Genomic DNA, 24,812 nt, shown 5'->3' with positions numbered 1-24,812 from the left:
CAGGATTAATGATGATTGCACACAACCTTAACGCTCTGGACTTGCTGTCTGTTCCTGTCTGGATCGTTTCTCCGCAAAGCGGGGAAATGATTTTTGCCAACGCCGTTGCCAGAGAGCTAATGCAGGAAAATACCTTCAGTCAGTTACGCGAAGGGATCTTCTCTACCCATGCGCAACGGCAGTTACCTGATTACATTGAGGATTTACGCAGTCGTCAGGATATTGTGGAGATACTGACGGTGACGCGCCTCAACGCCCACAGCGCGCTTACCTGCCGACTGTCGCTGCAACAGTTGCCCGAAGCGGGGGACGTGATACTTTTCGAAGGATTTGACACACCGGCGGCGCAGAGGCTGAAAGCAAGCCGTTCTGCCGCCTATCAGCGAAAAAAGCAGGGTTTCTATGCACGCTTTTTCCTCACCAACTCTGCGCCGATGCTGCTGATCGACCCCGCGCGCGATGGACTGATTGTGGATGCGAATCTGGCGGCGCTCAGCTTCTATGGCTATAGCCTGGAGGCGATGTGTCAGAAACATACGTGGCAAATAAATATGCTGGGCCGGCAGATATTACCCGTTATGCATGAAATTGCCCGGCTGCCGGGCGGCCATAAGCCCTTATATTTTGTCCACCGAATGGCCGACGGCTCTGCCCGTCACGTACAGACCTATACGGGCCCCATCGAAATCTACGGCGATCGGCTCATGTTGTGCATCATTCATGACATCACCGAGCAAAAACGTCTGGAACAGGCGCTTGCGCAGGCGGCTGCGCGCGATGCGCTCACCGGCCTGCTCAACCGACGACAGTTTTATCAGCTGATCGAGACGCATGATTATAGCCTGCTGCTGATCGATACCGACCGCTTCAGGAGCATTAACGATATGTACGGTCATTTAACCGGCGATGAAGTGCTCTGCGCGCTGGCGCGCAATCTTGAAACGCACGCGCGACAAGGCGACCATGTTTTTCGCTGGGGCGGCGAGGAGTTTATTCTGCTTTTGCCGCACACCTCGCTGGAGGCAGCGCTTCAGCTTGCGGAAGCCATTCGCGTATCGGTGTCCAGACTCACTCTCCCCGGCCTGCCGCGTTTTACGGTAAGCATTGGCGTCGCCCGACATGAGCCTGAAGAAAGCGTCGATGAACTGTTCAGACGCGTGGAGGCCGCGTTGTGTCGGGCCAAACAGGAAGGCCGCAACCGGGTTCTGGCGGCCTGAATACGAGCCATTTCCGGCGACACGTCGCGTCGCCGGTGGCTGTCGGGCTACCTGCCTTCAGCGTCGCGCTCGTCAAAGACCTGTTGCGCCAGATGCAGCGTCGCATTCGCTGCGGGCAAACCGCAGTACAGCGCGGAGTGCATAATCAGTTCCTTCAGCTCCTCGCGCGTTACGCCGTTGTTGAACGCCGCATTGAGATGCATTTTCAGCTCCGCTTCCCGGTTCAGGGCAATCAGCATCGCGATGGTGATCATACTGCGCGTATGCCTGCCCAGACCGGGACGGCTCCAGATATCGCCCCAGGCATAGCGGGTAATGAAATCCTGAAAATCGGTATTGAGCGGCGTCAGATTCTGTACCGTGCGATCGACATGCGCATCGCCCAGCACGCTGCGCCGTACCATCATTCCCTGCTCATAACGTTGTTCATCCTGCATGCTGTTCTCCCAGAAATGATAATAACGCCGCGTTTACCGCCTCCGGCGCTTCAATAGTGGATAAATGCGATGCGTTTACGGTAAGCATTGACGACCCGGCAATGCGCTGATGCATAAACTGCGCATCGGCAACGGTGGTGACCGGATCCTCTTTGCCGGCAATCAGCAATACCGGCAGCCGGATGCTGGCGATCTCAGCGCGCAGATCGGCGGTTGCTAACGCATCACAGCAGGCGGCATAGCCTTCCGCGGACGTTTCAGCCAGTTGCTGACACAGCGCGGCCACCGTCTCCGGCGAAGATCGACGAAATGCCGGGCTAAACCAGCGTTCAGGCGCGCTGGCGGCAATGGCGCGCATCCCTTCTGCGCGCACAGTTTGCGCGCGGGCGCGCCAGCCAGCTTCATCGCCAATACGCGCGGCGCTGTTTATCACCGCCACGCTCAGCATACGCTGAGGATGATGACAGGCCAGCCACAGGCCAGTAAGCCCGCCCATTGAGATCCCGCAAAAATGCGCCGCCGCAATATCAAGATGGTCCAGCAGCGCAATCACATCCCGTCCCAGCTGCGCGAGATCGACCTGGCCGCTTTTACGCGTGACGCCATGCCCGTGAGTGTCATAGCGAAGCACGCGGTAGCGGGCCGTCAGGGAAGCCATCTGCGGCTCCCACATCGCCAGCGTCGTCCCTAACGAACCGGACAACACCACAACCTGCGCATTGTCCGGCCCTTCAATCTGATAATTCAGTTGCATATTGTCGCGCCTTATAGCGTGTCAGCACACGCTGAATAAAGTGTTCCGCACTGCCGATCGCCCCGGCCGGATCGAGCAGCGAAGTCAGTTGTGATTCATCAAAATGCGCCGTTACCTGCGGCTCCTGCAACAGGAGCGATAAGAGTGAGCGCTGGCTTGTCGCCGCCTGATGACAGAGGTTTTCGATCAGATGATGCGCCTGCTGTTTGCCGGTAAACGTCGCCAGCGCCAGGGTGACGGATTCCGCCATCAGCAGACCATTGGTGATCGCCAGATTTTCGCGCATCTTTTGCGCAAAAACCTGCATATCCTGCACCAGCCGCTGCGTCTCCTGCATCACATGACCAACCAGCATCATAATTTCCGGCAGAACCTCCCATTCCGCCTGCCAGCCGCCCAGCGCGCGCTCGTGCTGCTGTAACTGGCAGTTATACAGCGTCGCCATCAGTCCCGGCGTCCGCTGCATGGCGGTGAGGATCGCGGCGCAACTGACCGGATTACGTTTGTGCGGCATCGTCGACGATCCGCCCCGGCCCGCCGCAACGGGCTCGCTGACCTCCGCCACCTCGGTTTGCATCAGCAACGCGAAGTCCTGAGCGAATTTGCCCAACGTCGCGCCGACACCGGCATACCAGGCGCCGACCTCCAGCAGCCGATCGCGCTGGGTATGCCAGGGCGTATCCGGTAGCGTCAGATCCAGCTCCTGCGCCAGCCGCTCCGCGACCGGCAGGGCATCCTGTTTCAGCGAGGCCAGCGTACCCGCCGCGCCGCCAAACTGCAGCACCAGCGACCGCGGCAGCAATTGCTCTAACCGCGATTCCCAGCGCAGCAGGGCATCAAGCGTACCGGCCAGCTTTAGTCCCCAGGTGACCGGCAGCGCCTGCTGCATCCATGTGCGCCCCGGCATTACCGTATGCTGATAGCGCAATGCCTGACGGGCAAAACTGTCAATCACCAGCCTTAACTGCGTCTGCGTGTCGCTGAGCGCGGCGCGCAGTTGCAGCACCAGCCCGGTATCAATGGCATCCTGACTGGTCGCTCCCCAGTGTACGTAACCCGCGGCAGCGGGATCTTCCGCCCTGACCAACGCGGTTAACTGCCTGACCATAGGGATCGCCAGATTGCCCGCCGCCTGCGCCGACTCCGCTAACGCGACCATATCAAAACGCCCGGCGCGACAGGCGCGGGAAATTGGCGCAACGGCGGAAGCGGGAATTACGCCGCAGGCAGCCTGCGCACGGGCCAGTGCGGCCTCAAAATCAAGCATTCCCTGCAGCCGCTGGTAGTCTGAAAATTCTGCCGTCAACGCCGTTCCGCGCATCAACGGGGTTAGCAAACTCATTCCTGCTCCTTACACTCGTTCTATAATCAGCGCGATCCCCTGGCCGACGCCGATACACATGGTACAGAGTCCATAGCGCCCGCCGGTACGCTGAAGCTGATACGCCGCCGCCATTGCCAGACGTCCGCCGGAAGCGCCCAGCGGATGCCCCAGCGCAATCGCCCCGCCGTTTGGATTCACCTGCGCCGCATCGTCGGGTAACCCTAAATCGCGCATCACCGCCAGCGCCTGGGCGGCAAACGCCTCATTAAGCTCAATCACATCCATCTGCGCAAGGGACAGCCCCGTCTGCGCCAGCACCTTACGCACCGCCGGCGCCGGACCAAAGCCCATAATACGCGGCGCTACGCCTGCCGTCGCCACGCCGACAATCCGCGCCAGCGGCTGTAAATCTTGCTGCGCCATCGCCCCTTCGCTGGCAATCAGCAGCGCGCAGGCGCCATCATTGACCCCTGAAGCATTCCCCGCCGTCACCGTACCGTCCGGACGTACCACGCCCTTCAGCGCCGCCAAAGCTTCGGCTGAAGTCGCCCGTGGGTGTTCGTCTGTTAACAGCACCCGCGGCTCGCCCTTCCGTTGTGACACCGTCACCGAAATCAATTCCTGACTAAACAGCCCCTGCTCCTGAGCGGCAGCTGTGCGCTGTTGGCTGCGTAACGCGAAAGCATCCTGATCGGCGCGGCTGATGGCAAATTCATTAGCGACGTTTTCCGCCGTTTCCGGCATCGAGTCAACGCCGTAACGCGCTTTCATCTGCGCATTAATAAAGCGCCAGCCAATGGTGGTATCTTCCATTTTCATGCTGCGGCTGTATGCACTTTCCGCCTTGCCCATCACAAACGGCGCGCGCGACATGCTCTCCACGCCGCCTGCAATCATCAGCTGCGTTTCACCGCTTTTGATCGCCCGCGCGGCGATACCTATCGCATCCAGACTGGAACCGCAAAGGCGGTTTACCGTACTGCCCGGCACGCTTTGCGGCAAACCCGCCAGCAGCAGCGCCATGCGCGCAACGTTGCGGTTATCTTCTCCCGCCTGATTGGCGCAGCCGTAGATCACATCGTCTATTGCCGCCGGGTCTAATCCGGGATGGCGCTCAAGCAGGGCTTTTAAGGGAATGGCGGCCAGATCGTCAGCCCTGACGCCTGCCAGCATGCCGCCAAAACGACCAAACGGAGTGCGCACTGCATCACAGATAAATGCCTGATTCATCATAGTTCCTTACGCGCTTTGCGCCAGTTGTTCAAACCGCAGCGTGACCGGCGTCAGCCGTTGCAGCTCCTCAAAAGAGATGCCGTTGAAGATCTCCCGCACCACCGGCCCTTTTTCGGTGATATCAATAACGGCCAGATCGGTATAGATACGGCTCACGCAGCCAATGCCGGTTAACGGATAGCTGCACTGCCCGACCAGCTTGCATTCACCGTCGCGGGTCAGGTAATCCATCATGACAAACACCTGGCGCGCGCCTATCGCCAGGTCCATTGCGCCGCCGACGGCGGGTATCGCGTCCGGCGCGCCGGTGCTCCAGTTCGCCAGATCGCCGGTGGCTGAAACCTGATACGCCCCCAGCACGCAGATATCCAGGTGGCCGCCGCGCATCATGGCGAACGAGTCGCCGTGGTGAAAATAGCAACCGCCTTTTAGCAGGGTCACATACTCTTTCCCGGCGTTAATAAGCTCCGGATCTTCAGCTCCCTCCGCCGGTTTCAGCCCCATGCCCAGCAGACCGTTTTCGCTGTGCAGGAAGATCTCTTTTTCCGCCGGCAGGTAGTTGGCGATACGGGTCGGTAAGCCGATACCGAGGTTCACGTACGCGCCTTCGGGAATATCCTGCGCGACGCGTCTGGCCATTTCATCTCGGGTCAGTTTCTTCATTATTTTCTCCTCAGGCGCTCAGCGCGGCGTCCGCCACGTTTTCCAGCGAAAAGACGCGTTGCACGAAAATCCCTGGCGTAACGATGTGTTCAGGATCAAGCTCTCCCAGCGGGACCAGCCGGTTCACTTCCACAACGGTGGTCGCTGCGGCGGTGGCCATAATCGGTCCGAAATTACGCGCGGCCTTGCGGTACACCAGGTTACCCCAGCGATCCGCAAGATGGGCTTTAATCAGGGCAAAATCCGCTTTGATGGGGTATTCAAGCACATAATGCTTCCCGTCAATGCAGCGGGTTTCTTTGCCTTCCGCCAGCGGCGTTCCAAAGCCCGTAGGGGTGTAGATCGCGCCCAGCCCGGCCCCTGCCGCTTGGATACGCGCCGCCAGATTGCCCTGCGGCACCAGCTCCAGCTCCACTTCGCCGCGCCGGTACAGATCATCAAAAATCTGTGAATCGACCTGACGCGGAAACGAGCAGATCATTTTGCGCACGCGTTTCGCCTTCAGCAGCGCCGCGAGGCCGACTTCGCCGTTGCCCGCATTGTTATTGATGATGGTGAGATCGCGGGCGTCCTGCGCAATCAGCGCCTCTATCAGCCAGGTGGGCTGCCCCGCCGTACCAAATCCCCCAATCATGATGGTGGCGCCATCCGGAATCCCGGCGATGGCTTCCTCCAGCGAAGGCACACTCTTGTCAATCATCTGCTCGCTCCTTGTGGTGCGTATTTCGCACATTTTTGCGTTGTTCGCACAAAATGTGACCCACTTAACGAAGCCAGGCAAGGGCGATAATCGAAATATGGTGCGATAATCGAACATCAATTATATTTGTGCGCAGAATGTGATCGCTGGCGGACAATGAGGAAAAAACGGTGGAAAAACATCCTGACGATCGTCTGAACAACGAGGCCGACCCGTTCAAGGGCGACCCTAATTTTATGGCTTCACTGGCGCGGGGACTGGAAGTGATTCAGGCCTTCACGCCGCAGCGGCGGGTGTTGTCGATCTCGCAGATTAGCCAAAAAACCGGTATTCCCCGCGCCGCGGTGAGACGCTGTCTGTATACGTTGAGTAAGCTAGGCTTTGTGTATGCGCAAGACGGCAAAAACTTTGAGTTACGTCCGCGGATCCTCGCGCTGGGGCATGCCTATCTCGCCTCCACCCCGCTGGCGCGCGCTACCCAGCCGGTACTGAAGCACCTGAGTGAAATGCTGAATGAATCCTGCTCTATCGCCACGCTCGACGGCGACGATATTTTATATATCGCCCGCGCCTCCAGCTCGCGCATCATGACTATCGATCTGGATATCGGCAGTCGTCTGCCCGCCTGGTCCACATCGATGGGGCGCGTGTTATTAAGCCATCTGTCTGAGGATAAACTGAACGATATGCTGGGCAGGATCACGATGATTCGCTACACCTCGCAGACCGTAAGTTCTGTGGCGGCGCTGCGCGCGGAGCTGAAAAAGGTGCGCCAGCAGGGCTATGCGTTAAACGATCAGGAGCTGGAGATGGGGCTGCGCTCAATTGCCGTTCCGCTGGCAAACGCGCAGGGCCAGGTGCAGGCGGCGCTGAACGTCGGCGTCCATGCCGGACAGGTTACCGCGGAAGAGCTGCGCACCCGCGTCCTGCCGGAGCTGCAAAAAGCCGCGCAGGAACTGTCGCTGTTGCTGGATTAACGGCTGCGTTTGGCGTGGCGCTCCCAGTTTTCCTGTTTCGCCTGCGCGCTTTTTCGCAACGCCACGTAGCACGCTCCACTGCCGCCATGCTGCGGCAGCGCCGTACAGTATGCCTGTACGTCGTCAAATTCGGTCAGCCAGCGCGCCAGATAGCTGCGCACAATATTGGCGTGCGAGCGATCTTCCCGCCCTTTGCCATGAATAATCAGCACGTTGCGCAGGCCATCCTGAAGTGACTGCATGATAAAACTGAACAGCTGCTTACGGCACTCCTCCACCGGCTGGCGCAACAGATTGAGGCTGGCCTGCTGGCTGTATTTACCCGTCCGCAACTTGTCGAGCACGCCCACTTGCAGCCCTTCGCGACGAAATTCCAGCGGCCGGGACAGCGGCACCACGTCCAGAAAGCCGGTGGTAAGAAAGTTATCAAGCTGAAGCGTATCGATACGCTGCGGTTTACGCGCATTCCGTACCGGCTGCCAGTGAACGTCGGTGCATCGTTTGAGAGGCCGGACATCCTCCATGGCGTCAAGGAACAGCGCTTTGTCGTCAAGGTTCATGTTACCTCCTCCCGTATTAAGCCAGCCTTTATCATAACCGCCCCCCGGCATACCGACAACGGTTTACAGATGTTTCCAGTAAACGCTCCTGCATCTGCGGTTTTACTCACGTATACAGGAATGCCAACGGGAACAATAAGGGAGATACGGTGTGTTTACGTAATGCCTGGCTGTCATCGACTGACTCTTTTTTATCCCAAATCAGGGGTATAGCAACCCGACAAGCCGCCGTGATAGATTGTTGTCGCCCGATCCGCTGTCTCTATAAAGGATAACGATGCTCACACTACTGGAAGATAAAATTGCGACCCCGCTCGGGCCGCTCTGGGTCATTTGCGATGAACAGTTTCGTCTGCGCGCCGTCGAGTGGGAACAGCACAGCGACCGGATGGAACAGTTGCTGGATATTCACTATCGCGCGGAAGGCTACATCCGCGTGGCGGCCAAAAATCCGGGCGGGCTGAGCGACAAGCTCAACGATTACTTTTCCGGCAATATTCAGGTTATCGATACGCTGCCGACCGCCACTGGCGGCACGCCATTTCAGCGTGAAGTCTGGCAGATGTTACGTTCTATTCCCTGTGGTCAGGTTATGCATTATGGTCAGATGGCCGAACAGTTGGGGCGACCAGGCGCGGCGCGCGCGGTTGGCGCAGCCAACGGTTCGAACCCGATCAGCATCGTAGTGCCCTGCCATCGCGTTATCGGGCGTAACGGCACGATGACCGGTTACGCAGGCGGCGTACAGCGAAAAGAGTGGCTATTGCGCCATGAAGGCTATCTGCTGCTCTAGAATCCAGGCAATTCGTGCCTTCTTACTCACACTTTTACGTAAAGTCCCCTTATTAAAATTGTGACTTTTCAGACAGATAGAAATAATTTATTCGCACTTTCCGGAATTATCCGCTATTGCTGTTCGCTCAGACTTACGTGCCCACTAAAAAGATGTTAAAATTGACTAATATCAATTACGGCTTGAGCAGACCTATGATCCCGGAAAAGCGAATTATACGGCGCATTCAGTCTGGCGGTTGTGCTATCCATTGCCAGGATTGCAGCATCAGCCAGCTTTGCATCCCGTTCACACTTAACGAGCATGAGCTTGATCAGCTTGATAATATCATCGAGCGTAAAAAGCCGATCCAGAAAGGGCAAACCCTGTTTAAAGCGGGTGACGAGCTGAAATCGCTCTATGCCATTCGTTCCGGCACCATCAAGAGCTACACTATTACCGAACAAGGCGATGAGCAGATCACCGGTTTCCATCTTGCTGGCGACCTGGTTGGCTTCGACGCCATCGGCAGCGGTCATCATCCGAGCTTTGCGCAGGCGCTGGAAACCTCAATGGTCTGCGAAATCCCGTTTGAAACGCTGGACGATCTGTCAGGTAAAATGCCGAATCTGCGTCAGCAGATGATGCGTCTGATGAGCGGCGAGATCAAAGGCGATCAGGATATGATCCTGTTGCTCTCCAAAAAGAACGCGGAAGAACGCCTGGCGGCGTTTATCTATAACCTGTCCCGTCGTTTTGCCCAGCGCGGCTTTTCCCCGCGTGAATTCCGCCTCACTATGACGCGCGGCGATATCGGCAACTATCTCGGTCTGACCGTCGAAACCATCAGCCGTCTGCTGGGACGTTTCCAGAAAAGCGGGATGCTGGCGGTAAAAGGCAAGTACATCACTATTGAAAACAGCGATGCGCTGGCGCTGCTCGCCGGTCATACGCGCAACGTCGCTTAATCTTTCCGCAATGCCTTCAGAAACCCTTCTGTCATATCTCTAAATTTTCCTGATTTATTGATCTGACAGAAGATTCTTTCCTGTTTCAATTTACATTATTGGGTTACTCTTTTAATTACAAACTGCGATGACAGTTGTAAGGAGACCCTGTATGGCTATGTATCAAAACATGCTGGTGGTTGTCGATCCGAATCAGGACGATCAACCTGCGTTACGGCGTGCGGTTTATTTGCATCAACGGATTGGTGGCAAAATTAAAGCCTTCCTGCCGATCTACGACTTTTCCTATGAGATGACGACCCTGCTGTCGCCGGATGAGCGCACGGCAATGCGACAGGGGGTGATCAGTCAGCGGACGGCGTGGATACGCGAACAAGCTAAATACTATCTTGAAGCAGGCGTTCCGATTGAAATCAAGGTGGTCTGGCACAACCGCCCCTTTGAAGCCATCATCCAGGAAGTCATCAGCGGCGGGCACGATCTGGTGCTGAAAATGGCGCACCAGCACGATAAGCTGGAAGCGGTGATCTTCACCCCTACCGACTGGCATTTACTACGTAAATGTCCGAGCCCGGTGTGGATGGTTAAAGATCAGCCCTGGCCCGAAGGCGGTAAAGCGCTGGTGGCGGTTAATCTGGCCAGCGAAGAGCCTTATCATAATGCGCTCAATGAAAAACTGGTCAAAGAGACGCTGCAACTTGCGGAGCAGGTCAACCACACCGAAGTCCATCTGGTCGGCGCCTATCCCGTTACGCCAATCAATATCGCCATTGAACTGCCGGAATTCGATCCCAGCGTTTACAACGATGCGATTCGCGGTCAGCACCTGCTGGCGATGAAAGCGCTGCGTCAGAAATTCAGCATCGACGAAAAAGTTACCCACGTTGAAAAAGGCTTGCCTGAGGAAGTCATCCCCGATTTAGCCGAACATTTGCAGGCAGGGATTGTCGTACTGGGCACTATCGGGCGCACCGGCATTTCCGCCGCTTTCCTGGGGAATACGGCTGAACAGGTTATCGATCATTTACGCTGCGACCTGCTGGTTATTAAACCCGATCAGTTCCAGACGCCGGTCGAAATAGACGACGAAGACGATTAACGCTGTCGTAAAAGAGATAAGGCCCGAATCATCGGGCCTTATCTTTTAGTGTTTATCATCTCCGCCGAGAAAATAGATCCCCAACGGTATCGCCAGCAGCACGGTGAAAACCAGGCTGTAGACACAAATCATTGAGGACTGAATGGCATACATCGATGCCGTCCAGTCAGACAGCGGAATATTGTACTGCTCAATCACGCCGCCGATCGTCGCGCGCGTTACCACGGTCGCGGCGATGATGAATACGCCAAGCAGGCACAACAGAAACTTTTTGCCCTTTGCTGACCTAAGCTTTGTCATGATCATAAATGTGTCCTTTTACTGCTGTATGCTTTTTACTTATGCATAACAATATCATGACAATACGCCGATGTCTGCCGACAAACCTGCATTAAACTCAATGCTTCACAATATACATTGTCCGGCTATAAGCGACATCTTCCGGGTTAGTAATAGGATACCCTTTCAGCCAGGGTTTAATCAGTCGGCCATTGGTATATTGATAAATTGGCGCGATCGGCGCCTGTTCCGCGAGGATTTTCTCTGCCGCATTATAATCTGCGTTACGCGCCTCAACGGTATTCTCCGTCGTCGCCTGGGCGAGCACTTTATCATACGCCGGGTTGTTAAAACGGGAGATATTGCCAGAATGGGTCGACGTCAGCAGCGACAGAAAAGTTGACGGCTCGTTGTAATCCCCTACCCATGAAGCGCGGATCACATCAAAGTTTCCGGTGTTGCGGCTGTCGATATAGGTTTTCCACTCCTGGTTTTGCAGTTTTACATCCACGCCCAGGTTTTTCTTCCACATAGAAGCCACCGCAATGGCGATCTTCTGGTGGTTTTCTGAGGTGTTGTACAAAAGCGTCAGCTTCAGCGGCTTCTGCGGACCGTAGCCTGCCGCACGAAGCAGCGTTTTCGCCTGCGCGTTCAGCTCTTCCTGACTCATCTGCTCAAAAGGAGACGGATCCGGCGTGAAGCCCGCCGTGACATCCGGCGTAAAACGCCAGGCCGGTTTTTCGCCGGTTCCCAGCACCTTTTCAGCCATAATCCGCCGGTCAATGGTCATGCTCAGCGCCAGACGCACGCGGGAATCCGCCGTCGGCCCTTTCTGCGTATTAAACGCGTAATAATAGGTTCCCAGTTGCGGCGGCGTGTAGACCTGGCCGGGAATGTCTTTCAGCAGTTTCTGGTACAGATTTTTCGGGAAAGATTCAGTGATATCGATATCGCCAGCCAGATAGCGTTTCGTCGCAGCGGACTCCTGATTGATCGGCAGGAAGGTCACTTTTTGCAGAATCGTCTTCGCGCTGTCCCAGTAATGGGTATTCGGCACCACGACCAGCTTTTCATTCACCACGCGATCGTTTAAAACGTAGGCGCCGTTACCCGTCAGTTTCCCGGGTCTGGTCCAGTCTTTACCGCTTTCCACATTGGCTTTTTGCACCGGGTAAAAGGCAAAATTCGCGGTCAGATTCGCAAACCACGGCAGCGGTTTGTCCAGCTGCACTTTCAGGGTGCGGGCGTCCGGCGCGCTGACGCCAAGCTTGTCCGGCGTCGCTTTGCCATCGATAATTGCCTGCGCGTTATTAATCCCCGCCAGCGCGGCGAACCACGCAAAGGGAGAGAGCGTTTTCGGGTCAACCAGCCGCTGCCAGCTGTAAACAAAATCCTGCGCGGTTACCGGCGTGCCGTCCGACCAGCGGGCATTATCACGCAGGGTAAACGTCCAGATGCGATTGTCGTTACTTTTCCACTGGGTAGCGACGCCGGGAACGATCTCCCCTTTTTCGTTCTGATTTACCAGCCCTTCGTAAAGATCGCGAATAACCTGGATTTCCGGTAGTCCGACCGCTTTAGCCGGGTCAAGCGTTGCCGGCTCATCTTTAATATGACGAACCAGCTCCTGCTTCTCTGCCAGTACCGTGCCTTTGGGAACCTCCGCAGCATATGACAGAGAAATGCTGCTCACCAACAGCGCACAACAGGTGACTGAAACAGAGTGCTTCATAAGATTCCCTCAAAACGGCTTATCAATGATGGCGTAATTATTTGTTTCGCCTTATAGAAATGCAAATAACTTCCGGCAAAAAATTGATGCGACAACGAAAAACACGAACACGTGAAAACGATTTGATTATCGGCGAATTTTGCACAACACTGCGAAACATCACTTCAGCATTCAGAGACGCCTATGACCGTTACCCGCCCTCGTGCCGAACGTGGCGCATTTCCGCCCGGAACTGAACATTATGGTCGCTCCCTGCTAGGCGCGCCGCTGATCTGGTTTCCGGCGCCCGCCGCCGATCGCGAAAGCGGTCTGATTATCGCAGGAACGCACGGCGACGAGAATTCATCCGTAGTTACGCTTTCCTGCGCGCTGCGCACGCTTACGCCGTCGCTGCGCTGCCATCATGCGATCCTCGCGGTCAATCCGGATGGCTGTCAGTTAGGGCTTCGCGCCAACGCCAATGGCGTCGATCTTAACCGTAATTTTCCCGCCGCAAACTGGAAGGCCGGAGAGACGGTGTATCGCTGGAACAGCGCCGCCGCAGAACGCGACGTCGTACTGTTGACGGGAGACCGTCCCGGTTCGGAACCTGAAACCCAGGCGTTGTGCCAGCTTATTCACCGTATTCACCCCGCATGGGTAGTCTCTTTTCACGATCCGCTGGCCTGTATTGAAGATCCCGCCAGCAGCGAGCTGGGGGATTGGCTGGCGCAGGCGTTTGCGCTGCCCCTGGTGACCAGCGTCGGTTATGAAACGCCCGGATCTTTCGGCAGCTGGTGCGCGGATCTGGGTTTGCACTGCATCACGGCCGAATTTCCGCCGATCTCCTCTGACGAAGCCAGCGAAAAATATTTGCAGGCGATGTCCAGCCTGCTGCGCTGGCATCCTACAGATGCAATTGCCCGGTCGTAAAACGTAGCGCAGGCTCCACGTCGACCGCCAGCCACGTGGGGCCATCGAGATCCGCATACGTCACCTGCGGAGTGAGCGGCAGCGCGGCGGCGATCGCCCGCGACGTGCACAGCATACAGCCCAGCATCAGCGCAAAACCCTGCGCCTGCGCTTCTGTCGCCAGCGCCAGCGCCTCGGTCAGGCCACCGGTTTTATCGAGCTTAATATTGATCATTTCATAACGTCCGCGCAGCGCCTTCAGGCTGCTGCGGGTATGGCAGCTCTCATCGGCGCAGATCGGTAACGGATGAATAAAATTCTCCAGCGCGACATCATCCTGGGCGGGCAGCGGCTGTTCCAGCATCGCCACGCCGAGATCGGCTAACAGCTGGCAACGCGCCGCTAAGCCTTCCGCGCGCCAGGACTCATTGGCATCAACGATAAGCGTCGCCTCCGGCGCCGCCGAACGAATCGCCACTATCCGCTCGCTGATAAGCCGGTCGTCCAGCTTTACCTTTAGCAGTCGCGCTCCGGCCTCCCATAGCGCCGCGGCGCTGGCAGCCATCTGTTCCGGCGTGCCTATCACCACGGTTTGCGCGGTAGTGACAGAAGCGTTCAGCGTCACGCCGGTATATTCCGCCAGCGTTTGCTGCTGCTGGCGGGCGCTCAGATCCCACAGCGCGCAGTCGACGGCGTTACGCGCAGCGCCAGCGGGAAGGAGTTGCTGCAGCTGCTGGCGGGTCAGCCCCTTCTCCAGCTGTGGGACGATACTCATAATCTGCGCCAGCACCGATGCGTCGCTTTCACCATAGCGCGGATAGGGAGTGCATTCGCCACTCCCTTTCACCCCGTCTTCTTCCAGTTCAACCACCACCACGCGCGCTTCGCTGCGACTGCCACGGGCAATCACAAAGGGAGTATGTAACGGCCAGGCTTCTTCGTATACCTTCACAGATCTCATCTTCTCTCCTCAAGCAATAACGTGGTCGTTTGTGCGTTACGCAGAAATAGCGTTTGCCGTGTGATTAAGTGTTGGCATAAACTAGCCGTGAAGTTAACTATATGTAAACAGGAAGATAACCATGTCACAAACCGTTCATTTCCAGGGCAACCCGGTTGCAGTCGCCAACGCCATTCCTCAGGCAGGTAGCAAGGCGCAGCCTTTTACCCTCGTGGCAAAAGATCTGTCTGACGTCGCGCTCAGCCAGTTCGCTGGCAAACGTAAAGTGCTGAACATTTTTCCAAGCATTGATACCGGCGTATGCGCAGCATCGGTACGTAAATTTAATCAACTGGCCACCGAACTGGAAAACACCGTGGTGCTGTGCGTTTCCGCGGATCTGCCGTTCGCGCAGTCCCGTTTCTGCGGCGCGGAAGGTCTGAGCAATGTGATTACGCTTTCCACCCTGCGTAACGCTGAGTTCCTGAAGAATTATGGCGTGGAAATCACCGAAGGCCCCCTGAAAGGCCTCGCCGCACGCGCCGTTGTGGTGATTGATGAAAACGACAACGTCATTTTCAGTCAGCTGGTTGATGAAATTACCACCGAACCCGATTATGCTGCGGCGCTGGACGTGCTGAAAGCGTAACCGACAACCCTCAATACATTTTTGCCGGATGGCGGCTGACGCCTTATCCGGCCTACGGTCCGAATCATTTCTCTGTGGCACATCGCCGGATGGCGGCTAGCGCCTTATCCGGCCTACAGGCTACCTACGCATTAGCCCGTAGGCCTGATAAGCGTAGCGCCATCAGGCATTCCAGACCAGATTCCCCTTCCCTTATTCTTCGCCTCTCTTCTGGCTCAGCCCATATTCACGCAGCTTGTTGGCAATCGCGGTGTGCGAGACGCCAAGCCGTTTTGCCAGTTTACGCGTGCTGGGATAACTACGATAAAGCTGCGTTAACACCGAACGTTCGAAGCGGCTGGTAATTTCATCCAGTGACCCTTCCATCGCATCTTCCCCTGGCGCCGCAGCCGAGGCGTCGTAATCAGGCAGTAAAATATCCTGCGGGCGCAGCTCGTAGCCATCAAGCTGCGTCAGCGCCCGGTAGATGGCGTTTTTCAGCTGCCGGACGTTGCCAGGCCAGCCGTAGCGGGTGAGCACCGTACTCAAATCAGCGGACAGTTTTGGTCGCGGTACGCCCTGCTCGTCGGCAAAGCGCGCCACGAACAGCTCGGTCAGCGGCATGATATCCTGCGGGCAGTCGCGCAGCGGCGGCAGATTCAGGGTCAGTACGTTAAGCCGGTAATAGAGGTCTTCGCGGAACAGGCCTTTTTGCACCAGTTCGACCAGATTCTTCTGGGTCGCGCAGATAACGCGCACATCCACATGCACTTCATGATCCTCTCCCACGCGGCGGAACGTACCGTCGTTCAGAAAACGCAGCAGCTTGGTCTGCATGCGCGGCGACATTTCGCCGATTTCATCCAACAGCACTGAACCGCCGTTCGCCTGCTCGAAAAAGCCTTTCTTGCCTTCCGGCGCATGGCCAAACAGTTCGCTTTCAACCGCATCTTCCGGTATGGAGGCGCAGTTGAGCGCCAGATAGGGCTTACCCGCGCGCGGGCTGGCCTGGTGACAGGCATGAGCGAACAAATCTTTGCCGGTGCCGGTATCGCCGGTGATTAGCAGCGGCGCGCTCAGCATCGCCAGCTTGCGCGCCTGCTCGACGACGTGCTTCATCTTCGCGCTGACCGCGACAATCTGGCTGAAAGCGCTCACGTCCTGCGTGGTCAGATTCTGCAGCTGGCGACCCATACGAATCGTTGAACGCAGCATCACCACCGCGCCGGTCAGCATCTGCTGCTCGTTTTCCCCTTGCAGATAGACCGGGGTAATTTCCATCAGGAAATTCTGTCCGTTAATCACCACATGCTCGTTATGCGACGTCTGCGGGTTGCCCTCCAGCCAGCGCTGAAAGTTAAAACCGTTGATCAGCTGCGCGGCGGTATGACTGCGCATCCGCTCAGGATTGAGCGTAAATAATTGACAGCTCGCCGGGTTCGCCATCTCGATTTTGCTTTTCAAATCCAGCGATAAAACAGGTTCCGGCATTGCCTCAAGCAGCGCGCTCAGCGCCAGATGCTCACGTTCAGAGGGCATCCACGGCACAGTGCGCACGTCCGTGACGCCCGAAATGCGGCGAATTTCCGCCATCAGGCTGCTGAAGCTGGTGAACTCCAGTTCGGCAAAATTAAGGTAAATCCGCCCAATCGGATCGATCTCAATACCGCGTAAATCAATGCTGCGCAGCACCAACAGGTCGAGTAATTCACGGGTAAGACCAAGACGATCTTCACAAAAGACTTCCAGACGCATGGGGAGAACCTTCACCTGAATAAAAAAACGATAGATATGATGATAAGCTATGAATGGAATAGCAGGAAGGATTCTGTCAACAAATATTGACAGCGTGCTGGAAAAACAGGCGTTTCGGCGTAAAGCTACGCGTTCAACGCCGGTACAGTCAGGATTTGTCGCGGGCGGCGGCGTTTTTCTGCAAGGTTTCTTTCAGCTGGCCTGTCAGCTGACGACGAAAATCGCCCAGCCGCGGTTTGTCGCCGTCGATCCACGGCAGCGGGCGGCAAAGCTCCATCGCCTTAATGCCCAGGCGCGCCGTTAACAGCCCAGCGCCGATACCCTGCGCGGCGCGGGTCGATAAGCGCGCGGCAAGGTCCTGCGAGATCCAGTCCATCCCCACCTCTCTTACCAGTTCGCTGGCACCGGCAAAGGCGATATTCAGCAACACCAGACGGAACAGGCGCAGGCGGCTGTAGTAGCCCAGTTCAATACCGTACAGGGCGGCGATACGGTTAATCAGACGCAGGTTGCGCCAGGCGATAAACGCCATATCCACCAGCGCCAGCGGGCTGACGGCGATCATTAACGTCGACTCCGCCGCCGAGCGGCTGATTTCACGCCTGGCCTGCGCATCCAGCACCGGCTGCACCAGATGAGCATACAGGCTGACAATTTCCCGATCGTTCTGCGTTTCATGTATTGAGGCATACCAGCGTTGCAGCGCCGGATGCGACTGATCAATTCCCGCCTGCCGCGCCAGTTTTTCACAGAAGGCGCGCGCCTTGCCGGTCCCGTGACTGTGCAGCAGCTCCCGCGCTTCATCGCGCTCATGGGCCCGCTGACGTAAGCGCCACAGACGCCGCCATTCCGTCACCACCGATCCGACGCCAGCGCCGATAATCAGCGCCCCGGCGGCACAGCCCCCCAGCGCCACCCAGTCCTGGGTTTGCCAGGCATTCATCGTCCATTGGACGCCCTGACCCACCACGCTTGCGCCAAACAGCGCCAGTCCGCCCAGTACCATTTTGCGCCACAGGCTGCGTTTGGGCCGCAATGCCGCGTCAATAACGGCTTCAGCCTGCCCTTCTTCTGCCGGTTCATCCACATTTACCGGCGCGAAGCTTTGCGCCTGGCTTTCGCTGAACGTCTGCTGCGCCTTAAACGTCGGGATCTGCTCGACCTCAAGCGGACCGGTGAAATCAATACGCGGTTTTAACGGTTCGCTCATCGCAATTTATCTCCTATTAAAAACTCCAGCGCGGCATCCAGACGGATATGCGGCAACGGCTGATCGACATCCATTTTTTGCGGGCGAAACGCCTCAAACTGGAAGCCCTGACTCTCCCAGAATGCCTGCCCCGGCAGACGTGAAGGGACTTCGCCGGGATAGACGGTCAGCGGCGCGCCGTCGCTCAGCCGATGCCCGCGCAGCGCCGGGATCTTTTCACCGTTCAGGTCAATCAGCCCGCCGGTGGTAGCCTGCACGGAGGCCAGCCCCAGACAGTCCATACTGATCCCCTCAAACGCCGCGTTCTGCCAGGCATCCTGAACTAACTGCTGTAACAGCGAAACCATGTTGGCGTGTTGGTCGATAGTGACATGATCGGCCTTCGTGGCGGCAAACAGCAGTTTGTCGATCACCGGCGAAAACAGCCTGCGGAACAGCGTGCGCTGTCCGTAGTGAAAACTTTGCATCAGCTGAGTCAGCGCCAGGCGCATATCGTTGAACGCCTGCGGCCCGCTGTTCAGCGGTTGCAGGCAGTCCACCAGCACGATCTGGCGATCGAAACGCAAAAAATGGTTTTTATAAAATCCTTTTACCACTTTTTCGCAGTAATAGTTGAAGCGTTCGCGCAGCATCCCGGCGTTGGTCTGCTTACCCGCCTGCGCCAGTTTTGCTTCTCCCCAGGCGTCGACGTCCGGCCACGGGAAAAACTGCAGCGCCGGAGCGCCGGCCATATCGCCGGGCAGGACAAAGCGTCCTGGCTGGATAAAATGCAGCCCCTGCTGTTTGCACTGATGCAGATAATCGGTCCATGCGGCGGCGATCTCCGCCAGCCGGTTTTCATCGGCAGACGCCAGCGGGTCTAATCCTTCACACAGCTGCCGCCATGTTGCCGACCACCCGGCACGTTGCCCCTGTAACAGACCGGTCATTTGCCGCGACCAGCTCAGGTAATCCTGCGCCAGCATCGGCAGGTCGAGCAGCCATTCCCCGGGATAATCGACAATTTCCAGATACAGAGTGGCGCTGTCCTTGAAATGACGCAGCAGGGAATCTTTGGATTTGTAGCGCAGCGCGAGACGCATTTCGCTTACGCCGCGGGTCGGCGTCGGCCAGTTCGGCGGATCGCCATACAGCTGGGCCAGCCCTTCATCATAGGTAAAGCGCGGAATACCAAAGTCACGCTGCGGTACGCGTTTTACCCCAGACAGACGTTCTTCACGCACGGCGCTCAGCAGCGGTAAACGCGCTCCGGCGTGAATATTCAGCAGCTGATTAACCATCGCGGTAATAAACGCCGTTTTCCCGCTCCGGCTCAGTCCGGTGACGGCCAGGCGTAAATGCCTGTCCACGCCGCGATTGACCAGCGCGTTGAGTTCATTGGTGAGTCTCTTCATCGCCATCCCGTTATGCCTGAAGGCCAGCAAAAATTATAACGTATAGGTTATAAGATGGGGACAGGCTGTTGATTATCAAGCGGGTATGGAGGTGTCGGCCTGACCTGTACGCAAGCAAGTTAATCAACAATAAAGAGCTTTGCGCCTGTACTTGTTCTTGACTGATGTCGCTCGGCGTTATCGCCAACCTGGTAACTCATTCCCGACTTCAGGACAAATTCACGTCCATCTTCCAGCACGGTTTGTAACTCGCCTTCCATGCAAAAAAGGATATGTCCTTTTTGACACCAATGGTCCGCCAGGTAGCCAGGAGTATACTCAACCATACGTACACGGATTTGGCTGGGCTTGTTACCAAAGAACTGTGTGCGCCAGTAAGCAATGCCAGTTTCTCCCGGATGCTCGGTCCTTTCGACTTCATTCCAGTTCGTTGTGCCAAAAGCAAACGTATCCATCTTCATTCTGTTGACCTCTGCGTGAATATGAGTTCTGACGTTCAATTTTGAACGCCTCACAAATTTTTAACATCATATATTCATTTGAGCCAGAGAATAGTCATTGATTAACGATTATTGCAGCCATGCGTACCGGTAAATGTAAACTCATATCCGGTCTGGGGGATCCGAATCAGGCTTGAACTGAAATCTGGCCCCGTTCAACATGCCTTTAGCCAGGCGCGGATACAATTATTCTCAAATGGTTATAAAGGTGGCGCTTTCACCCGGGGTTGTTTTTATTTTCCTGATAGCCGTTCCCTTAACTCTTCTGTTGTTATTACGGAAGCAAAATCAGCGGCCAGAAGCGCGAGCGTAATGTCCAGGATGGTTTTTGCCCCTGGTTCGCCGCCGTTAAGTGCAAAACTAATAACAGCATCCTGAATCACCGTCATGTTAAGACCTGCGTCAGCTCCGGCTCTGACCGTCGACGTGACGCAAAATCCGGCAACGGCGCCAATAACAATACACGTTGAGATCTGATGTTTTTTTAAATACGTTAATAATCCGGTTGAGCTGAATGCAGATGAGGTATTTTTTACAAATACAGGCTCGCCGTGTTTTTCTTCAAATCCTGTTACAGGCTGAGAAAAGGGGGAACTGTGGTGCAATAACGATCCTTCCTCAGTGGAGTGATGCCGTATGTGTATCACCGGGCGCATGCTGTTTCTGAAGATTTCCAGAATGTCACGCATGTTATCTGTCGCGTTAAGAGGGAACGTTTCCACCCCCTGATTCATCCTGTCGGTCACATAATTTTGCATATCAACAACCAGTAATGCAGTAGCCATTAGCTCTCCTGAAGACTATAAAGTATAAAAAATAATTCCCGCCGGGAATTTATCTCATTGTTAATTGCTCTGTCGTTCTTATCCAACCTGTTTCTGCACGTAATCCACGTAAAGCAGCCTGCCCGAAAGACTGATAGTGTTCAAGCCCTCCTCCAGATACTGCCCTGTATACCGTACAAAACATGAACGTTATGGCAGAAATTAAGGCGTAAGAGATGATATTCAGGTGAAAGAACTCTCAGCCGCGATAATGGGCTAGTGCACACCAGAAACCCTCTTGCTTAAAGTATTAATTCTGACATTTAAATCTATTATAAGCATTCTTTTCAGTATTAATTGCCTGATGCTGCGACATTCCACTGCATGATTAACTGTAGAAATATTCACTCCCCATTTATAACATATCTTCCTGCTCCAACTGTCAGCTAACAGAAATAGTTCGGTTGATCACACATTTCTCAATCTTCAGAAATAAACCTGTCCGGAATAAGATATTTCTACGGATTATCCCCCCATGGAGTGAAAAAAATAACACAATAAAAATCAAAGGATTAACAACTCTTGCCAACACAACAGATCTGTTGTTAATATTTATTTAGCGAATATAATATTTATCAGGAATGGAATCAGCAGTGAAAAGCTGAAATCTCCGCGCACAGGAAAAGGAAGACATATGCCACTGACGTTAATTCCAGCTATTTAGCTCAATCACCCCGCCTGTTATCGACTCTGATGGAGATCCGGTCCCCGAATCTCCAGGGTAGCCCTACGCCGTCAATCGGCTTATATGGAGCATTACTGAAAAGGATCGTCTATGAAAATTACTGCATTCAGAAAGTTCAGCGAAACACAGCGTGTATTTGGCCTGGGTATCTGCTGTCTTGGTCTTGCCGTCTATCCCGGCTATGCGCAGGCAGCAACAATTGGCAGCCAGACCGGTGTTCTGATTGAAGTCAGCGACGGAGACCACATCATTGCCGATACCGCTGATTACGGCTTTTTTGGCGTAAAGACCGATGCGGGCCAGCAGGCTACCGTCAGGCTCGGCAGCGGGGTCACCGTCACCGCGGACGATCCTGACAATAGCGCCAGAGGCGTTATGGTTCAGGGAGCAGACAGTGTTCTGACCGCCGATCGGCTGACAATAAACGTCAGTGGCAAGAACGCCAAAGGGCTCTGGCTCTCCTCAGACACCATTCAGGCCGATCTTGGCGCAGGAAGCGTTATTACTGCATCGGCTTCAGACGGTTCGGCAGAAGGCGTTATTGTCGAAAATGGCTCTGCCCTGACGGCTGACCAACTGACGGTAGAGGTGACCGGCGACAACAACAACAAGGGACTGAATATCAGTGATTATGGTAGCCGCGCTGACCTTGGGAGCGGGAGTGTTATCAGCACCAACGGCATTAACAGCACCGGCATTTTCGTCGCGGGCCTCAACGGTAACGCCGCCTTGGGAGCGGCACAACTGACCGCCACTGAACTTTCCATAAAGGCTGAAGGGTACGGCGCTTACGGGATAAACATTCAGAAGGATGCCGTGGTCGATATCGGCACGGGCAGCGTCATCACCGCAGCAGGCAAATACGCCATGGGGATCTGGAACTTAGGGCAGTTCAGCGCTGACGGTCTGACGATTGATGTGCAGGGAGACAACGCTAACGGCATCGAAGTGCGGAGCGGCAGCGCAACGGTGGGCGCAGACAGTCATATCAGTTCAGCGACAGGAAACGCACTGGTCGCATCCGATTCAGACGCCACAATAATTTTCAGAGGTTCAGACAGCGCACGCAATACGCTCTTTTCTGGCGGCTCCGCTGCTTCGGCCCAGACGCCGGAATCTTCCATCACACTCTCTGACACGGACATCACGGTTGATCGCGGTGGTAACCTAGCGCTGGGATTATGGGCGATGAATGGCGGGACCATCAGCGGGGAAAATCTGAGCGTGACCGGCGCTGCGGGTACGGTGGGTCTGTATGTCATGACCAGAGGCCATATCGACCTGACAGGCGATCTCTCTGTCTCGATGGCCTCAGCGGACGAGATAGCCTTTTACTCCGCGCATTATGAAGGCTATGCCCCGGGCAGCATCAGTGCGACAGGAAAAATGCTGATTGCCGGCAGCGTATATGCCCGTGGAGGGGAAATCGATATCGCTATGGCCCCCGGTTCGTTATGGACCGGGAAAGCCTTAAGCGATAACGTCAACGGCGGCTACCTGAATATCTCACTGAATGACAGCGTCTGGAATATCTCCGGCAGTTCAAATCTGGATAACCTCTCCCTGACCGGCTCGACGGTGGACTTCGCCAGCATGGCCAGCGATCCCGATGTTTTCAGTACGCTCACCGTCGCCAGCCTGAGCGGCAACGGGTCGTTCGTGATGCGTACAGACCTGGTCGGAGACGGTAACGGCGTTAACAATGGCGGCGATTTACTCAGGGTGACCGGCAGCAGTGCGGGAAGCCATCTGCTGACCTTCAAAAACCAGGGGAGTATGGCCACGACCGGCAATGAGGTGCTCACCGTGGTCGAAACCGCTGATGGCGGCGCATCATTTACCGCGGCTTCTGATATTGAACTGGGTGGATACCTGTACCGCGTGCGGCAGAACGGAACGGACTGGGAACTCTATTCTTCCGCACAGGCTCCCGATCCTGTACCGACTCCGGAGCCAGCGTCGATACCAGAACCAGCACCAACGCCGGTCCCTGCCCCCGCGCATGGCAGGCCGCAGCTGACCAGTGCAGCGGATGCCGGTGGAAACTATCTCAACGTGGGCTATGTGCTCAGCTATGTGGAAACCAGCACTCTGATGCAGCGGATGGGCGATCTGCGCCAGCAGGGCGGCCAGGGTGATATGTGGATCAGAGGCTACGGCGGTAAGGCGGACAGCTTTGCCGGTGGCAGTCTGGACGGGTTCAGCATGAACTACAGCGGGTTCCAGATCGGCGCGGATAAACGCGTGTCTGAAGACCTGCCGCTGTCAGTCGGTCTGTTTTTAGGTACCACCCGCGCCTCACCTGATTACCGGGGCGGTGATGGCTCCGTACGCTCAGACTATGCGGGGCTGTATGCCAGCTGGATTGCGGCAAATGGCTTCTACAGCGATCTGGTGCTCAAAGGCAGCCGGCAGAAAAACAGTTTTACGGTCCGCGACAGCCAGAATAACCGGGTGTCCGGCAATGGCAACTCGTCAGGCGTCAGCGTCTCGCTGGAAGCGGGACAGCGGTTTGCCCTGCCGGTGACAACAGCCGGTTTTTACGCCGAGCCTCAGCTGCAGTTCACCTGGAACCACCAGAACTCCACCGGAATGCGGGCCAGCAACGGGCTTGACACTGATCTGGGCAGCTACGAATCCCTTCTGGGACGGGCCAGCCTTCTGCTAGGGTATGAGAAGGAGACGGGCAACAGTCGGGTGAACGTCTACCTGAAAACGGGCGCCATCCGGGAATTTGCAGGCGACACATCGTTCACCCTCAATGGCTCGCGGGAGAGTCACAGCTTCAGGGGCAACGGCTGGAACAACGGGCTGGGCGTCAGCGCGCAGTTTAACAATGCTCACACGCTGTACCTGGAGGTCGACAGTACATCGGGGGAGACGTTTAACCAGCGTCAGGTAAATGCCGGATATCGCTTCAGCTTCTGATGGCGTGAAGCGCTGACTCTCCCCTCCTGTTCTAACCCGGTAGGCGATTGCCGGGTTTTTTAATACAGGGTCAGGCAACCAGGCGCCTAGACTTCAATCCCCTTCTGCTTCAGCTCTTTTCTGATTATCCGTTTAATCCATGCGGATACTGATGCGTCACCATCCATAGACAATGCTTTTTGGATGCCTGCTTCCAGTTCTGGCTCGACACGTAACGCAATTTGTTTATTTCCTTTCTTTTTGAATTCTACCGTTGACATGTGTCAGACACCTGCATTACATTGATAATCGTAAGACAAGTGTAAGTCAATTGTCATACAGAAACAACGAAACCCGGCAGTG

At 55.9% G+C, this 24,812-nt stretch carries 24 protein-coding genes; 8 read left to right on the top strand and 16 right to left on the bottom strand.

Translation table 11 applies throughout. The features are described from left to right. Positions 1-11: 11 nt before the first annotated feature. Positions 12-1,217, top strand: a complete 1,206-nt coding sequence (locus tag K7R23_RS18150) for a GGDEF domain-containing protein (RefSeq protein ID WP_012905907.1) — start codon at positions 12-14, stop codon at positions 1,215-1,217. A 47-nt stretch (positions 1,218-1,264) separates the two neighbouring features. On the opposite strand, the gene pcaC is transcribed toward K7R23_RS18150, so the two are convergent. Genes pcaC through K7R23_RS18120 form a run of 6 tightly spaced genes read right to left on the bottom strand, consistent with a single transcriptional unit; the run spans position 1,265 to position 6,328 of the window. After that, entirely contained in the window at positions 1,265-1,654 is a 390-nt protein-coding gene (gene pcaC, locus K7R23_RS18145; protein ID WP_012905908.1) for a 4-carboxymuconolactone decarboxylase, read from the bottom strand. Further along, entirely contained in the window at positions 1,644-2,408 is a 765-nt protein-coding gene (gene pcaD / locus K7R23_RS18140) for a 3-oxoadipate enol-lactonase (RefSeq protein WP_012905909.1), read from the bottom strand. Before pcaD ends, pcaC begins: the two co-directional genes overlap by 11 nt. Further along, positions 2,386-3,750 carry a 3-carboxy-cis,cis-muconate cycloisomerase gene (locus K7R23_RS18135; protein WP_012905910.1) on the bottom strand — a complete coding sequence of 455 codons (1,365 nt, stop codon included), beginning with the start codon at positions 3,748-3,750 and terminating at the stop codon, positions 2,386-2,388. The genes pcaD and K7R23_RS18135 overlap by 23 nt, the downstream gene beginning before the upstream one ends. Before the next feature lie 9 nt (positions 3,751-3,759). Further along, positions 3,760-4,962, bottom strand: a complete 1,203-nt coding sequence (pcaF, locus tag K7R23_RS18130) for a 3-oxoadipyl-CoA thiolase (RefSeq protein WP_012905911.1) — start codon at positions 4,960-4,962, stop codon at positions 3,760-3,762. A gap of 9 nt (positions 4,963-4,971) precedes the next feature. Then, positions 4,972-5,628, bottom strand: coding sequence for a 3-oxoacid CoA-transferase subunit B (locus K7R23_RS18125; protein ID WP_012905912.1), 657 nt, complete (start codon positions 5,626-5,628; stop codon positions 4,972-4,974). 10 nt (positions 5,629-5,638) lie between these two features. Then, positions 5,639-6,328 (bottom strand): 3-oxoacid CoA-transferase subunit A, encoded by a 690-nt coding sequence (locus K7R23_RS18120; RefSeq protein WP_024132682.1) that lies wholly within the window; start codon positions 6,326-6,328, stop codon positions 5,639-5,641. A 170-nt stretch (positions 6,329-6,498) separates the two neighbouring features. Between K7R23_RS18120 and K7R23_RS18115 the strand changes: the two genes are divergently transcribed. Continuing rightward, entirely contained in the window at positions 6,499-7,305 is an 807-nt protein-coding gene (locus K7R23_RS18115; protein WP_012905914.1) for an IclR family transcriptional regulator domain-containing protein, read from the top strand. Here the strand turns inward: K7R23_RS18115 and smrA are convergent. Beyond that, positions 7,302-7,865: a DNA endonuclease SmrA gene (gene smrA / locus K7R23_RS18110; RefSeq protein WP_012905915.1), complete on the bottom strand. Its 564-nt coding sequence runs from the start codon at positions 7,863-7,865 to the stop codon at positions 7,302-7,304. The genes K7R23_RS18115 and smrA overlap by 4 nt on opposite strands. Positions 7,866-8,142: 277 nt before the next feature. On the opposite strand from smrA, the gene ogt reads away from it, so the two are divergent. From ogt to uspE, 3 genes are all read left to right on the top strand, one after another. Further along, positions 8,143-8,658 (top strand): methylated-DNA--[protein]-cysteine S-methyltransferase, encoded by a 516-nt coding sequence (gene ogt, locus K7R23_RS18105; RefSeq protein ID WP_012905916.1) that lies wholly within the window; start codon positions 8,143-8,145, stop codon positions 8,656-8,658. Between the two features lie 194 nt (positions 8,659-8,852). Next, the gene (fnr, locus tag K7R23_RS18100; protein ID WP_012905917.1) at positions 8,853-9,605 is read left to right on the top strand and encodes a fumarate/nitrate reduction transcriptional regulator Fnr; all 753 of its coding nucleotides are present in this window, start codon (positions 8,853-8,855) and stop codon (positions 9,603-9,605) included. A 151-nt stretch (positions 9,606-9,756) separates the two neighbouring features. Further along, entirely contained in the window at positions 9,757-10,704 is a 948-nt protein-coding gene (uspE, locus tag K7R23_RS18095) for a universal stress protein UspE (RefSeq protein WP_012905918.1), read from the top strand. A 45-nt stretch (positions 10,705-10,749) separates the two neighbouring features. Here uspE and K7R23_RS18090 read toward each other — a convergent pair whose 3' ends face one another. Beyond that, positions 10,750-11,010: a DUF2534 family protein gene (locus tag K7R23_RS18090; protein ID WP_012905919.1), complete on the bottom strand. Its 261-nt coding sequence runs from the start codon at positions 11,008-11,010 to the stop codon at positions 10,750-10,752. A 91-nt stretch (positions 11,011-11,101) separates the two neighbouring features. Further along, a complete protein-coding gene (gene mppA / locus K7R23_RS18085) occupies positions 11,102-12,715 on the bottom strand; it encodes a murein tripeptide ABC transporter substrate-binding protein MppA (RefSeq protein WP_012905920.1) in 1,614 nt (537 codons plus the stop codon). Positions 12,716-12,898: 183 nt separating this feature from the next. On the opposite strand from mppA, the gene mpaA reads away from it, so the two are divergent. Further along, positions 12,899-13,627 (top strand): murein tripeptide amidase MpaA, encoded by a 729-nt coding sequence (gene mpaA / locus K7R23_RS18080; protein WP_012905921.1) that lies wholly within the window; start codon positions 12,899-12,901, stop codon positions 13,625-13,627. Here mpaA and ycjG read toward each other — a convergent pair. Beyond that, positions 13,602-14,567, bottom strand: coding sequence for an L-Ala-D/L-Glu epimerase (ycjG, locus tag K7R23_RS18075; protein ID WP_012905922.1), 966 nt, complete (start codon positions 14,565-14,567; stop codon positions 13,602-13,604). The two genes, mpaA and ycjG, sit on opposite strands and share 26 nt — an antisense overlap. Before the next feature lie 121 nt (positions 14,568-14,688). Here ycjG and tpx point away from each other — a divergent pair, with 121 nt between their 5' ends. After that, positions 14,689-15,195, top strand: a complete 507-nt coding sequence (gene tpx, locus K7R23_RS18070) for a thiol peroxidase (RefSeq protein ID WP_012905923.1) — start codon at positions 14,689-14,691, stop codon at positions 15,193-15,195. A gap of 192 nt (positions 15,196-15,387) precedes the next feature. Here the strand turns inward: tpx and tyrR are convergent, their stop codons facing one another. The 5 genes from tyrR to K7R23_RS18045 form a co-directional block, all read right to left on the bottom strand. After that, positions 15,388-16,929 (bottom strand): transcriptional regulator TyrR, encoded by a 1,542-nt coding sequence (tyrR, locus tag K7R23_RS18065; protein WP_012905924.1) that lies wholly within the window; start codon positions 16,927-16,929, stop codon positions 15,388-15,390. Positions 16,930-17,077: 148 nt separating this feature from the next. After that, entirely contained in the window at positions 17,078-18,139 is a 1,062-nt protein-coding gene (locus K7R23_RS18060; protein WP_012905925.1) for a YcjF family protein, read from the bottom strand. Continuing rightward, positions 18,136-19,533 carry a YcjX family GTP-binding protein gene (locus tag K7R23_RS18055; RefSeq protein WP_012905926.1) on the bottom strand — a complete coding sequence of 466 codons (1,398 nt, stop codon included), beginning with the start codon at positions 19,531-19,533 and terminating at the stop codon, positions 18,136-18,138. The genes K7R23_RS18060 and K7R23_RS18055 overlap by 4 nt, the downstream gene beginning before the upstream one ends. A gap of 119 nt (positions 19,534-19,652) precedes the next feature. Continuing rightward, positions 19,653-19,994 (bottom strand): DHCW motif cupin fold protein, encoded by a 342-nt coding sequence (locus K7R23_RS18050; protein ID WP_012905927.1) that lies wholly within the window; start codon positions 19,992-19,994, stop codon positions 19,653-19,655. A 272-nt stretch (positions 19,995-20,266) separates the two neighbouring features. Continuing rightward, positions 20,267-20,818: an isochorismatase family protein gene (locus tag K7R23_RS18045; RefSeq protein WP_012905928.1), complete on the bottom strand. Its 552-nt coding sequence runs from the start codon at positions 20,816-20,818 to the stop codon at positions 20,267-20,269. A gap of 814 nt (positions 20,819-21,632) precedes the next feature. Here K7R23_RS18045 and K7R23_RS18040 point away from each other — a divergent pair. Next, positions 21,633-24,470: an autotransporter outer membrane beta-barrel domain-containing protein gene (locus tag K7R23_RS18040; RefSeq protein WP_012905929.1), complete on the top strand. Its 2,838-nt coding sequence runs from the start codon at positions 21,633-21,635 to the stop codon at positions 24,468-24,470. 86 nt (positions 24,471-24,556) lie between these two features. On the opposite strand, the gene K7R23_RS18035 is transcribed toward K7R23_RS18040, so the two are convergent. Then, on the bottom strand, positions 24,557-24,730 hold the full coding sequence (locus K7R23_RS18035; RefSeq protein WP_012905930.1) for a hypothetical protein: 174 nt from the start codon (positions 24,728-24,730) through the stop codon (positions 24,557-24,559). Positions 24,731-24,812 lie beyond the last annotated feature (82 nt).

The sequence above is a fragment of the Citrobacter rodentium NBRC 105723 = DSM 16636 genome (assembly GCF_021278985.1).
Lineage (GTDB): Bacteria > Pseudomonadota > Gammaproteobacteria > Enterobacterales > Enterobacteriaceae > Citrobacter_A > Citrobacter_A rodentium.
The sequence above is the reverse complement of the archived record's forward strand: the minus strand, read 5'-3'. Positions and strand labels throughout refer to the sequence as shown.